The 12,868-nt window shown below is 72.4% G+C and carries 13 protein-coding genes; 2 read left to right on the top strand and 11 right to left on the bottom strand.

The window, feature by feature from the left end; translation table 11 throughout:
* Position 1 precedes the first annotated feature (1 nt).
* Positions 2–1,117, bottom strand: a complete 1,116-nt coding sequence (locus AMK10_RS32005; protein WP_073752414.1) for an alpha/beta fold hydrolase — start codon at positions 1,115–1,117, stop codon at positions 2–4.
* A 253-nt stretch (positions 1,118–1,370) separates the two neighbouring features.
* Here AMK10_RS32005 and AMK10_RS32000 point away from each other — a divergent pair, with 253 nt between their 5' ends.
* A complete protein-coding gene (locus AMK10_RS32000; protein WP_073752412.1) occupies positions 1,371–1,583 on the top strand; it encodes an MbtH family protein in 213 nt (70 codons plus the stop codon).
* A gap of 48 nt (positions 1,584–1,631) precedes the next feature.
* The gene (locus tag AMK10_RS31995; protein ID WP_073752410.1) at positions 1,632–2,153 is read left to right on the top strand and encodes a GNAT family N-acetyltransferase; all 522 of its coding nucleotides are present in this window, start codon (positions 1,632–1,634) and stop codon (positions 2,151–2,153) included.
* Between the two features lie 84 nt (positions 2,154–2,237).
* Here the strand turns inward: AMK10_RS31995 and argB are convergent, their stop codons facing one another.
* The 10 genes from argB to AMK10_RS31950 form a co-directional block, all read right to left on the bottom strand.
* Complete coding sequence (argB, locus tag AMK10_RS31990) at positions 2,238–3,167, bottom strand: acetylglutamate kinase (RefSeq protein ID WP_073752408.1); 930 nt, start codon at positions 3,165–3,167, stop codon at positions 2,238–2,240.
* A gap of 85 nt (positions 3,168–3,252) precedes the next feature.
* On the bottom strand, positions 3,253–3,906 hold the full coding sequence (locus AMK10_RS31985) for an isochorismatase family protein (protein WP_073752406.1): 654 nt from the start codon (positions 3,904–3,906) through the stop codon (positions 3,253–3,255).
* 205 nt (positions 3,907–4,111) lie between these two features.
* The gene (locus AMK10_RS31980; RefSeq protein ID WP_073752404.1) at positions 4,112–5,575 is read right to left on the bottom strand and encodes a hypothetical protein; all 1,464 of its coding nucleotides are present in this window, start codon (positions 5,573–5,575) and stop codon (positions 4,112–4,114) included.
* 253 nt (positions 5,576–5,828) lie between these two features.
* Positions 5,829–5,912 (bottom strand): putative leader peptide, encoded by an 84-nt coding sequence (locus AMK10_RS38800; RefSeq protein WP_443333127.1) that lies wholly within the window; start codon positions 5,910–5,912, stop codon positions 5,829–5,831.
* Positions 5,913–6,069: 157 nt separating this feature from the next.
* Entirely contained in the window at positions 6,070–6,927 is an 858-nt protein-coding gene (locus tag AMK10_RS31975; RefSeq protein WP_073752401.1) for a triphosphoribosyl-dephospho-CoA synthase, read from the bottom strand.
* Positions 6,928–7,214: 287 nt separating this feature from the next.
* Positions 7,215–8,954: an FAD-dependent oxidoreductase gene (locus AMK10_RS31970; RefSeq protein ID WP_073752920.1), complete on the bottom strand. Its 1,740-nt coding sequence runs from the start codon at positions 8,952–8,954 to the stop codon at positions 7,215–7,217.
* A 26-nt stretch (positions 8,955–8,980) separates the two neighbouring features.
* Complete coding sequence (locus tag AMK10_RS31965; protein ID WP_073752399.1) at positions 8,981–9,751, bottom strand: SDR family NAD(P)-dependent oxidoreductase; 771 nt, start codon at positions 9,749–9,751, stop codon at positions 8,981–8,983.
* Positions 9,752–10,147: 396 nt separating this feature from the next.
* Positions 10,148–10,972, bottom strand: a complete 825-nt coding sequence (locus tag AMK10_RS31960) for an IclR family transcriptional regulator (protein ID WP_073752397.1) — start codon at positions 10,970–10,972, stop codon at positions 10,148–10,150.
* 108 nt (positions 10,973–11,080) lie between these two features.
* On the bottom strand, positions 11,081–11,374 hold the full coding sequence (locus AMK10_RS31955; protein WP_073752395.1) for a YciI family protein: 294 nt from the start codon (positions 11,372–11,374) through the stop codon (positions 11,081–11,083).
* A gap of 43 nt (positions 11,375–11,417) precedes the next feature.
* Complete coding sequence (locus AMK10_RS31950) at positions 11,418–12,773, bottom strand: MFS transporter (RefSeq protein ID WP_073752393.1); 1,356 nt, start codon at positions 12,771–12,773, stop codon at positions 11,418–11,420.
* Positions 12,774–12,868 lie beyond the last annotated feature (95 nt).

Genomic DNA, 12,868 nt, shown 5'->3' with positions numbered 1-12,868 from the left:
CCTACTGATCCAGCGCCCAGGCGACATCCCTGAGCAGGGCGTGCCGCCAGCCGGCCCGGTCGTGCCCGGACGGCGACCGGGAGACCCGCACCGTCGCACCGGCCTCCCGGGCCAGGGCCTCGGCCGCCTCGCAGTGGGGCAGCATCCGCGTCTCGTGTTCCCCCACGTCGAACGCGACCCGGAGCCCGGACAGGCCGGGGTGCTCCCGCAGACGTGCGGCGAGGGCGCCACCGGCCGGACCGCCCAGCGGGTCGGGCCGTTCCGGGGCCCCGGGCTCCCACCACAGCGAGGGCGACTGACAGGCGACACGGGACACCAGGTCCGGGAACTCCAGCGCCGCGTACAGCGCGCTCAGCCCGCCGAGGCTCTGCCCGGCGACCACCAGCTTGTCCCAGTCGGCGAGGACTCCGGACTCCGCGACCAGCGGCGGCAGTTCGTCCCGGACCGCCTCCCAGAGCTCCGGCCGGCACGCGAACTCGGCCTCCCTGTCCTTGGCCGGGAGGAAGACGAGGGTGACCGGAGGCAGATCACCGGCGGCGACGGCCGAGTCGAACGCGGCCATGGCCGGATGGAGATACAGCCAGTCGTCCCCGTCGAGCAGCAGGACCACCGGCCCGCCGCCGCCCGCCGGATGCACCCGCACGGTGCGCCGCCCGCCGAGCCGCTCGCTCGCCCAGCGGACACGGGTGCGGGGGAGGGGCAGCACGTCGTCGGGACCGACCGCCGGCCAGTGCGGCTGCGGCGGGGCGTCCGGCGTCGCCGCGAGGGAGCGGTCACCGCCCGCACCCGCCGGGTTGAGGGGGTCGGCGTACGCGGCGCCGCCCGCCTCACCGTCATCGAGGAACTGATAGGTCACCCGCAGCCGCGCCGGCATGGGCACCTCGGCGTACCAGCAGTCCGTGGCGCCCCACCGGCGCAGGGGCACGGGGTCCGACCAGCTCTCGAAGCCGATGCTCGCGGGCGACCCGCGCCACAGGAACAGCGTCACCCAGCCCCCGTCCTCGACGGGCCTCGACGCGGGTGTCCGCGCCGCCGTCCAGAACGCGTCGGTGCCGGGCTCACCGGACAGTCCGAACGCCTCGAAGGCGTGCTCTACTCCTGCGGAGGGCGCCGTCACGGCCGGCCGCCGACGCTCCGGAGGGACGTGCTCGAGGGCGTGCCCCCGCTGCCCGCTTCGCGGACCCGATCCAACACCCGGCGCATGAACATCTCCTTGTGAGCGGCAAGTTGAGAGGCTAAGCTCGCGTCGATTAGGCGAGCCTAACCTAATCACGGCTCTCTCTTCCATACCGGCCGAACCTCGCCCGAAGGCATGACGCACACCCTCGACGCGCCGCCCCGGCCCGTCGGACCCGAGGAGGACACGCGGAATGAGCACCAACCCCTTCGACGACCCCGAAGGCCGCTTCCTGGTCCTGGTGAACGACGAGGGCCAGCACTCGCTCTGGCCGTCCTTCGCCGAGGTGCCCGGAGGGTGGAGGACCGTCCTCGAGGAGAACACACGCGAGGCGTGCCTGGACTTCGTCGAGACCCACTGGACCGATCTGCGCCCCCGGTCCCTCGCCGGGCCGTTGGAGGCCTGACCTTCCTGGCGCAACGATGCCGACAGCGGAACCTGAAGAGGACACGTCTTGATCACGGTCACGCCGGGCCCTGCCCCGGTACGCCACGGGCGGCTCGCGCCGGCACCCCTGCTCCGCCCGGCCCGTGAGGCGGACGCTGCCGCACTCGCCGGCCTGGCGTGGCCGTTCGTACGCTCCGGGGCGCTCCGGGACCGGCCCGCCTCACACTACGCCCGCCACGCGGCCGACTTCCTCGTGGCGCAGGCGCCCGGCGGCGCCCTCGAAGGCTGCGTGGGCCTGCGGACGTATCCGGCGGGGGCGGTGGACGGCGCGGGCTCCGCGGGTGTCCTCTACAACTTCTGTGTGGCGGGCCACAGACAGGGGCGCGGGGTGGGAGGCGGGCTCCTGCGCACCGCGCTGGCCATGGCCGGCGCCCAGGCGCTCACCGGGCTGTTCACGGCCACGACCGGGGACGGCGCGCTGTTCCTGCGCCATGGCTTCACGCCCGTGCACGTGGGGTCGGCGCCCCCGTCCTGGGCCGATTCCCTGGACCCGCGCCGCAACGCACGGGTGCTCGCGCTGGCGCTGTGAGAGCGGGCCGGGCGACCCGCGCTCACAGCGCCGGCGCAGCCCGGACGGCCGTGCGGAGTCGCCGGCCGTGCGGACCCGCGTACGTCAGCCGCGGCCCGCGGCGGGTGCGAGGCGCGCCGCCCCGCTTTCCTGGTCCTCGACGCGGCCGGGCACCACGGTGGTGCCGGGGCTGACCTCGTCGAGAACGCCGCGCAGCACCGCGTGCGGCACACGGCCGTCCAGCACGTGCGCCCGGCGCACACCGCCCCTGACGGCCCGTAGGCAGCCCTCCATCTTGGGCAGCATGCCGCTCGCCAGCCCCGGCAGGAGCGTGTGCAGCGCGTCGGCGGTCAGCCGCTCGATCACCTCGGTGCTGCGCGGCCAGTCCGCGTACAGCCCCTCCACATCGGTGAGCATCACGAGCCGCTCGGCGCCGAGCGCCACGGCCAGTGCGGACGCGGCGAGATCGGCGTTGACGTTGTAGACCTGCCCGTCCTCGCCGCGGGCGACAGGGGAGACCACGGGGATGTGCCCCTGTTCCAGGAGCGTGCGCAGCATGCCCGGGTTCACGTCCACGACGTCGCCGACGAGGCCGATGTCCACGGGCCGCCCGTCAACCCAGGCCGGACGTCGCACCGCCGTCATCGTGTGCGCGTCCTCGCCGGTCATCCCCACCGCGAACGGACCGTGGCTGTTGATGTGGCCGACCAGTTCACGCTGGACCCCGCCCGTGAGCACCATGCGAACCACCTGCATGGTCTCCGGTGTGGTCACCCGCAGACCCGCCTCGAAGCGGCTCTCCAGGCTCAGGCGGTCGAGCATCGTGTTGATCTGGGGACCGCCGCCGTGCACCACGACGGGGCGCAGGCCCGTGCGCCACAGCTCCACCACGTCGTGGGCGAAGGTCCGTTGGAGGGCCGCGTCGACCATGGCGTTGCCGCCGAACTTGACGACGACGGTGGCGCCGCGCGGGCCGGGTGGCCCGGCGGACGGATCGGCGTCCTCGCGTTCCGTGACGAGCGGTCTCGGTCTCATCTCTCTCCATCCCGTTCGCGAGTTGTGAGTGCCGGCCGTGTCCGCCTCGTGCCGTCCGTGTCAGCCTCGTGCCGTCCGCGTGAGGTCACGTGTTCTTCGTCCTGTCACGCGCGCGGAGTTCCCGCACCAGGGAGTCCGTCAGGCGGACCGTGCCGCTGCGCGCGACCCAGCGAAGGGCCATGGCATGGTCCTCGGCGGAGAGGTCGGCCACCGCGTCCGCGACGACGAACGGCTGTATGTCGTGCATGAAGGCGTCCGCCGCGGTGAGCAGGACCCCCAGGTGGGCGTGGACCCCGCAGACGATCAGCTGGTCACGGTTGCCCGAACGCAGCAGAGTGCCGAGATGGCTGCCGAGGAAGGCGTTGTGACGGGTGCTCGGCAGCAGATGCTCGCCGGGGCGGGGCGCGAGGGGCGCGATGATCGCGGCGGCCGGTCCGTCCTCGATGCCGGGCCCCCACACGTCGGCGACGAGCCCGCGCCGGTGCGGTGGCTGCCCGGCGGGCTCCGCGGTGAAGACGACGGGGATGCCGAGGGTCCGTGCGGTGTGCCGCAGCGATGCGATGTTGTCGACGAGCTCGGTGACGGGGGAGAAACCCCGCCGGAACGCGCCGACGAAGTGGTTCTGCATGGTGTGGACCAGTAGCACGGCGCGTGCCGGATCGGCGGTCCAGCTGACGTGGGTCCGGGGGAGGGCGGTGCGGTCGGGCATCGGATAGGAACCGAGGGAGGGCATGTTCATGGGCCGGCTTCCTCCCCCCGGGGCGGCGCACACCACTGGGCGCCTGCGGTCATTGTTAGGTTACCCTAACCTAAATTGTGACCGTGGTGGTAGAGGGCGGCGAAGGCCCCGGCGGTGACCAGCGTACGGTCAACCGGCCACCTGCCGGGGTGTGTTGATGCGACGCGGCCGTGGCGGGCAGGCCGGGGCCGCCCGCCACGGAGACTCACTCCGCGGCGATACGCAGAATGCCGGTCACGGTGCCCTGGAGATAGGCGCCGTCCCGTGTGATCGTGCCCGCCATCTGCAGGGTGTCGTACAGCGATCCCACCCCGACCTGCGCCGAGCGCTTGACCTTTCCGTCGGCCGGATCGATCTGCACGTAGCGGTACGGGTCCAGCAGGCTCGTCCCCTTGGTGCCCGGGATCAGCGGGTCGCGCACCACCGTGTGCAGGAGGCCGTCGGCCGTCGACAGCTTCGGGACGGCGGCCGAGCGCAGGGCGTTGTCCCACACCAGCGAGCAGCCCGTGCCGTCCGCGCGGACGTCCACCCGGGACAGGCCGCCCGCGAAGTCGGCCGAGGCGGGCACGCTTGTGCCCGCACCCTCGGGCACGGCCGGGTACGGGTAGCCGTACGTTCCGGCCACGAAGACACTGCGGCCGATGCCCACCGGGGAGTTCTCGCTGCCGGGGCCGCCCGCGGCCTTGAGCACCGGGACCGAGCAGACGTCCGAACCGTCGGAGGCGCGGTAGACCTTGAGGTTCGCGGAGGCGTCGGCGTTGTCGACGATCGCGACGTACTCCGTGCCGGTCCCCGGGCCGAAGAACGTCGGGGTCGAACCGCTGCCCCAGCTCAGCAGACCCGGTTTGCGGGCGGTGCCCCTGTCGTAGGCCTTGCGCCAGACGATCTTCGGGGTGCCGTCGGTGGTGGTCAGGAGGTAGGTGGCATGGGTGGTGGTGACCGCCGTGCCCTCGGGGGCCGTGGAAATGCTGTTGGCGACCCGCTCCCCGGCCGGCAGGGCGAGGGTCTTCACGGTGCCGGTGGTGTCGTCCGCCGTGCCGACCACACCGCCGCCCGTGGCGAACCAGACGCGTCCCTTCCAGTCGGGTGACAGACCGGTGACCGCGTCGTCCTCCGGAATCACGGAGGCCAGGGAGAGGCTCCTGTCGACCGTCAGGCTCCAGTCGCCGTCGCCGTCCTTGTGGTGTCCGATGCGGAGCAGGCTGCGGCTGCCGTCCGCGACGACCAGCCGGTCCTGGTGGTCGATGTACGCGTACACGCCGCCCAGCAGCGAGCCCTTGGTCAGCTTCAGCGTGGTCAGGGAGGAGCCGTCGGCCGGGTCGAGGAGATGGACGGTGGGAACCTGGCCGAAGATCGGGGTGCACAGGGCCACCGGATAGCCGTCCGCCCCGACCAGCACGGTCGGGCACGCCGACGCGAGAGCGGCGCGCGAGGAGTCCAGCGTGCCCGCGCCGGGACCGGCCAGCGGCGTGGTGTCGGAGGAACCCGTGTCACCGTGCATCGTGGCGCTGCCGTCGGGGCCCGCGTAGGGGTTGTGCGGAGGTGTCGGGCCGAAGGACCCGGCCGGGACGGCCGAGGCTGAGCCGGCGCAGCCGATGACGAGGGCCGCGAGCAGGGCGCCGAGGGGTTTCCAGGAAACGGCTCGGCGGAGGCCGGGGGATGGGGACACGGTGGGATGGTCCTTTCTGGGGACACAGGTCCGGGGGCACAGGGATGCCGGGAAGGCAGGAGAACGCACGCCGACCGCCTGGTGGGGCAGGGCGGACCGGCCTGTCGGGAACCGCGACGCGAGCACGGCTGGGACCGCTCGCGGAGCGGGGAGCCGTCTCAGAGGGGGCGACACACGGCAGCGCATCCGCGAGGAAGGGCGGATGCGAGGACGCGGGATCAGGAGGCGGGCGCGAAGAGGCCGCCTCGTACGGTCAGCCCGCGTGGAGACAGAGCGCGCCGGCGGTACGCACGAGATCGACGTGACGTCGTCGCGTGAGACTCTGGCAGCGCTTCATGTGCATGATCAAAGCAGTACGCCTGACGCCTGGTCAAGACCGCGCGCGCTGGAGACAAGTACGGTGCGGCCTGCCCGGCCGCGCGGGCGCCGACGCGCGGTGTGCTTCACAGCGCTTCCCCCAGCGGTCGGCAGCCGACGGCCACCGGCCGAGCCGCCTACGACCCGAGGAGCCGGGCCGTCCGCGCGGGGCGACCGGCGCGCACCGGCAGCGCGTCCGCGAACAGCGCGCCGGCGAGGAGTCCGGCGCTGCCCCTCGGACTCCATCCGCGCGCGCGGAGCTCGGAGTCGAGAGCCGCCAGGGCCGACGCCCCCGCGTCCGTCGCCGAGCCGCCCGCGTCCAGGACGCCACGAGCCTGCGCCTGGACGTGACGCAGGCCCACGGGGCCCGCGCTGTGCAGCAGTTCGGTGTCCTGGAGCGTCGACATCACGGTCAGCAGGGCGTCCAGCCGGGCCTGGTCCTCCGCGGCACCCGCCGTCCGGGCGGTGGCGAGCGCGGTCAGCGCACGGCGTACGTGGGGGAACCCGGCCCTGCCCTCGCCCCGCGCCCCGGCGGCGCCGTACGTCGCCGAGATGGTGGCGCCGCGCGACGGTCTGCGGGGCGCGCCCCGGTCGGGGTGCGCGGCGATGCGCCGGGTCAGGAGCGCCACGTCGGCCGCCCGCGCGTCAGGCTCCAGTGCCGCCGCCGCGACCAGGAGGCCCAGCGTCCACAGCGCGCCGCGGTGGCCGCCGCCCGCGAGGTCCACCGAGTGCGCGGTGGACCGTCCGATCGCGCCCAGCTCCGCCCGGAGCCCGGGCGTGGGCGCACCCGCGCGGCGGGCGGCGGCAGCCATCGCCACGAGACCGGGTTCGAGCGCCCTGGCCGACCAGCGCACCGCACGGTGATCCCGGTGGACCGCTCCCGCGCCGAGGTCCCGGGGGTCGGGCAGGCCCGGCTTGGGGCACAGGGCCACCTGCTGGGTGAGGGCCTCCACGGCCGCCCGTGCGAGCGCCTGGTCCTCGCGACTGCTGTTCATGCCCCGGGCCTACCGGGACGCCGCGGAAGGAGAAGCCGCGGACGGGGAGACGGCGCCGCACGGGGCGACCGCCGTGCCACCGGGGATCGCGAGGGCACGGCGTCGGGTGATCCGCTGGCCTGGGTGGTGTCCGCTCATGGTCCGACGGTAGGAAGGCAGCCTGTCAGGGACGAGGGAGACACCTGTGGGAGCGCTGTGATTCCTCCGTCCGTGGGCCCCTGGGGCACGTGGCCGCGTCCGTCCCGGGCCGGTGCCCCGGCTGCCGCAGTTCCTCGCCCCGTGCGGTCTCAGCCCTCGCCGTTCCGGCTCGCGGCCGGCTGGAGCCCGCCCGTGCGCTCGGCGGCGTGCGCCGCGATGTCCCGGCCGACCTGGTAGCCGAAGACCATGGCGGGGCCGATGTTCGCGCCGTATCCCGGGTAACCGCCGCCGAAGACACTGACGGCGGCCGTACCGACGGCGTACAGGCCGGGTACGCCCTCGCCCGTGGAGGCCATGACCTCGCTCCGGCCGTTCACCGAGAGTCCCGCGTAGGTGCCGAGGTCGCCCATCTGGATCTTCACGGCGTAGTAGGGGGCCTTGTCGATGGGTGCGAGGTTGGGGTTGGGCTTGTGCTCCATGTCGCCCTTGAAGTGGTGGAACCAGTTCGAGCCGCGCCTGAACTTCACGTCCCGCCCCAGGGCGGCATCCGCGTTGAACTCCTCCAGGGTCTCCCTCAGCGCCGTGGCGGGCACATCGATCTTCGCGGCGAGCTCCGCCACCGATGAGCCCTGGACCAGGTAGCCGACCTTCTTGTAGTACCAGGCAGGCAGCGGCCAGGGCTTGGCGTACCCGATGCCGTAGGTGTGCATCGCCTTCCTGTCGGCGACGATCCAGCCGAAGGTGTCCCGCTCGCCCGCGTCCTCCTTGATCATCTCCACCCCGAAGTCGTGGTACGAGTACGACTCGTTGGCGAACCGCTCGCCCTTGCGGTTGACCGCGATCAGCCCGGGCAGGCCGAAGGCGCGCAGATGCGGGAAGATCCGGTCCTGGCCGCGCAGGTTCTTCCAGACGGTGACCGGCCCCCAGGAGGCGGGCTGGTGCGGCCGGGTGTCGAGCACACCGCCGTGCGGTTCGGCCAGGAAGTAGCTGTCCCCCTGGTGGCCGATGGTCGGCGTGAAGTGGTTGTCGCCGCGCGGGTCGTGCCCGAAGGCCTGGGTGCGCAGCCTGGCGTTCCCCGAGAAGCCGCCGGCCGCGATGACGACGCCGTACCTCGCGCGGACCGTGCCCGACCGCGGGCCCGTGATCACCGCGCCGTTCACCACGCCGTCCTCGCCCTTCAGGACCTCGGTGACCCGGGTGTCGGTCCACATCGGGATGTCCATCGCTCCCGCGCTCGCCAGCATGCGGGTCATCAGCGCGTTGCCGTTGGTCCGGGTGAACGCGCGCCGGAACAGACCGCGTTCGGCCCAGGTCCTGACCAGGCGCTTCGTGACGTAGAGGAAGGCCTTGGCGGACCGGTTGGCCTTGATGAAGGTCGCGATGTCCGGGCCGATCTCCGGCATGTAGCCGAACACGGTGTACGTGTGGAGGTACGGCTGGACGCGCAGCCGGTTCTTCTTCAGCATCCGGCCGTCGGCCTTCTTCACCGTCAGGGCCCGGCCCGACTTCCGGGCGCCCGGGGTGTCCATCTGGTAGTCGGGTGCCGTCTCCGGGTAGTGGAACTCGACATCCGCGTCGTTCTCGAAGAAGTCGAGCGCCTCGGGCACCAGGTCGAGGAAGGTGCCGACCGCGTCCGGATCGTAGGACTCACCCGCGAGGGCCCTGATGTAGGTCTCGGCCTCCTCGCGGGTGTCTCCCTCGGCGACGCCCTGCTTGTTGCCCGGCACCCAGAGCCAGCCGCCGGAGACGGCCGTCGTCCCGCCCAGATACGGTTCCTTGTCGACGACCAGCACGTCCAGGCCCTGCTGCTTCGCCTTGAGGGCGGCCGAGATCCCGGCGGCGCCGGAACCGATGACGAGGACGTCGTACTCGTAGGTCTTGTCACTCATGATGTCCAACTTTCGCGGCTCGGAACTCAGTGGGCGGTGTAGCCGCCGTCGATGACGAGCTCGGTGCCCGTCGTGAACGACGACTCGTCGGAAGCCAGGTAGAGCACGCCGTACGCGATCTCGTCCGGTTCGCCCTGGCGTGCGATCGGGTTGCCCTCGACCAGCAGGCGGTAGTACTCCTCGGCGCCGAGCGGGCTGCGCTCGGCCGAGGAACGGCTCATCCGCGTGCGCATGGAGCCGGGGTGGACGGAGTTCACCCGGATTCCGTGCGGGCCGTACACCACGGCGTCCGACTTGCTCAGCAGCCGTACGGCGCCCTTGGACGCGTGGTAGAGCGGCACGTTGCCGCCGCCCGTCAGGCCGTGGATCGAGGAGAAGTTGACGATGCTGCCGCGCCCCCGCTCGATCATGTGCGGCACGACGTACTTGGTGAGCAGCCAGGTGCCCTTGAGGTTGACCCCGATGACGGCGTCGAACTCCTCCTCCGTCGACTCGTGCGAAGGAGCCGGCCGCCCCAGGATGCCTGCGCCGTTGACCAGGACGTCCGGGGGGCCGAATCGTTCCGTCACCTGGCGTACGGTGTCCTCGACCTGCGCGGCGTCGGTGATGTCGAGGGTCCAGTCGGCCACCGACTCGCTGTCCCAGGGGGCCGGCGGCGGTGTGCGGTCGAGGTTCGCGACCCGGGCGCCGTGCGCGCTGAGCATGCGGACGACGGCTGCTCCGAGGTCGCCGCTGCCACCGGTGACGACGGCGACCTTGCCGGCGACGCGTCCCGTGTGCTGCCGATCGGTGTTCATACGGGTACCTCTCGTTCGGTCCTCGCGGGTCACGGGGTGCGTGCCGCGGTGAGCCGGAGCGCTTCGGCGGCGCCCGACTCCGGGTTGGTGAGGGCCATGGGCCGTCCGGTGCAGTTCTCGGCCAGGAAGGCGCGCCCGGTCACGGAGCCCGTGACCGGGCCGAGTTCGCCGAGCGGCGGTTGTTCGTCCTGGCGTAAGTGGTACGCGGGCGAATGCGTGCGCGGGAGCCGACCGAAGTCCCGTCCACGCGGTGGAGGAGCCGGCCACGAGACCCCGGAACATCGGACGGGGCCCTCGACTCGCCTGCGCGCTCCGCTCGTCGGCCCCGGTGCGGGGCCGGTGATCGGTGTGATCAGCGTGCGGTGCGGTGGGGGTGGCCCACAACACACATTCCGCTCAATGGGAAAAGCGCTGCCGGCCGTCGCCCGGGAGCCGGGGGCCGTGGCTGCGCAGTACGTCCTCGTCCACGGCGGGAGCGCCCATGGCGCGCGAGATACCGCGGCCCGCCGCCTGCAACGCGGGGACGGGGGCCCGGGGATGGGGGTCGGCGGCCGGGATGACGACGGAGAGCGCCGCCACCACCTCGCCGTCCTCACCCCGCACCGGGACGGCCACGCCCGTGCCGGCCTGACTGATCATGCGGGTGGCCACCACGAACCCCTCGCGGCGCACCTGTGCCAGCAGGGAGCGCAGTTGCGCCGGATCGGTGACGGTCCGGGGCGTGTAGCGGGGCAGCGGCTGGGAGAGCACCTCCTCCTGGAGCTCCAGGGGGCTGTGGGCGAGGAGCACGAGCCCGGCCGACGTGGCGTGGATCGGCAGCCGGCCGGCGATCCTGGTGATGTTCTGCACGGCGCCCCTGGCCGACAGCCGTTCCAGGTACAGCACGTCGGTGCCTTCCAGCACACCGATCTGGGTGTGCTGACGCACCACGGTCTGGAGGTCCTCCATGAACGGCATGGCGACCTCGCGAAGATCGAGGGCCCGGGACGAGCGGGACGCGAGCTCCCAGAGCTGGTAGCCCATGCGTACCTGTCTGCCCTCGACGCGGTCGAGCGCCCCGAGCTCGACCAGCTCGTTGACGAGCCGGTGGGCGGTCGCCACCGGGAGACCGGCCCGGCGGGCGATCTCCGACACGGTGAGCGTGGGCGAGCTGGACGTGAACAGCCGCAGGATGCGCATCGCGCGGGTGAGCACCGACTCACCGGCGTTCGACCTGGCCATGAACGGTCACCTTCTGTTCCGGACTGGCACTTTTCACGGTAGCCCGGTCACCGCGAGCCGTGGGTCCGCGGTGACCTGGGTCCTCCGTGCGGGACTGTGCGGCTGTTCTCAGATCTGCGAGGCCAGCCGGCCCAGCACGGGGGTCCACTCCCGTGCGGTGACCTCGCTCACCAGGCCGTTGAGCCGGAACGGGTCGTCGTCGGTGAGCCCGAGCGCCTCGTCCCTGGTGCCGGCGCGGAGCAGGAGGAGCGCACCGGGGGCCTCCTCCGGGCCGAACGGCCCCGAGCAGAGGTTGATGCCCCGGTCACCGAGACCTCCCAGGTACTCCCTGTGCGCGGGGCGGTGCTCGTCGCGCCCCGCGGTGTCGTCGGTGTAGGTGTAGATGACAGCGAAGACCGGCATACCGGTTCCTTCCTCGTGTACGGACGCGGGCCCGCCGGCCCGCTCAGCGGCGGGGGAGCGGCTTGCCCAGCTCGGCCAGCGGCACCTTGTGGGTCTCACGCGCGGTGAGGACCGCGACCGCGGAGACCAGACCGCATGCCGCGGCGAAGACCGCGACGGGGATCCAGCCGGTGACGCCGTCCCCCATGATCGCGAATCCGATGGCCGGGGCGAACCCCGCGAGCAGAAAACCGAACTGGCTGCCGGTCGCGAAGCCGGAGTAGCGCACACGGGCGGCGAACAGCTCCGAGAAGTACGCGGGCCAGAGGCCGTTCATCCCCGAGTAGGCGAAGCCGTTGAGCAGGACGGCGGCCACGACGATCAGGGGGATGCTCCCGGTGGACACCGCCCAGAAGTAGACGCAGACCAGGACCGCACAGCTCAGCGCGGACGTGATCCACACAGGCCTGCGGCCCACCCGGTCGGAGAGCGCGGCCGACGCGGGCACGGCCACCACCGCGACCGCGTTCGCGGCCACGGACACCCAGAGCATGGTCGACCGTTCGAGACCGACGGCGTCCGACGTGGCGTACGCCAGGCCGAACACCATGAAGACCGTCTGGAACACGGCGAAGAGCGAGGCGAACATGACCTTGACGACATCGGCCCACTGGGTGCGGAAGAGATGGGCCAGCGGCAGCGGCCGCAGCTCCTCGGCGTCCGCCTCGGCCACGAAGACCGGCGTCTCGTCCAGCCGCCTGCGCACGACGTAGGCGAGCACGATCATGACGATGGAGAGCCAGAAGGGCACCCGCCAGCCCCAGGACATCAACTGGTCCTCGGGGAGGGCGGCCACCGGGATGAACACGAAGTTGGCCAGCAGGATGCCCGCCATGGTGCCGGACATCGCGAAGCTGGTGAAGAAGCCCCTGCGCCCCTCGGGCGAATGCTCCAGGGTGAGGGTGCTGGCCCCCGCCGCCTCGCCGCCGGCCGAGATGCCCTGGCCGAGACGGGCGATCACCAGCAGCACCGGGGCGATGATGCCCACCTGCTCGTAGGTGGGCAGCAGGCCGACGGCCAGGCTCGACACGCCCATCATGAGAAGCGTGAAGACCATGACCTTCTTGCGGCCGACCTTGTCGCCGAAGTGGCCGAGGATGATGCCCCCGAGCGGGCGCGCGGCGTAGCCGACGCCGAAGGTGGCGAGGGCCGAGACGGTGCCCACCGCCGGGTTCCCCGAGGAGAAGAAGAGGGTCGGGAAGACCAGGGCGGCGGCAGACCCGTAGATGAAGAAGTCGTAGTACTCGAGCATGCTGCCCAGGAACGCGGCGAGCGCGGCTTTTCTGGGCTGTGCTCGCGGCAGCGCGGTCTGGCCGCCCGGTGGACGGGTGGCGGTCGGGGTGTGGGTGTGCGCGGACATGGATCCTCCGAACGCGGCTCGCGGAGAGAGTTCCTGTGTGGTTCGCATGCGATGGCCGGATGAGCGTGTCCGCCGTCACACGGGCCGCGATACGG

It is taken from the genome of Streptomyces sp. CB02058, from assembly GCF_001905505.1.
Taxonomy (GTDB): Bacteria; Actinomycetota; Actinomycetes; order Streptomycetales; family Streptomycetaceae; genus Streptomyces.
This window is presented reverse-complemented; position numbering and strand designations above follow the sequence as displayed.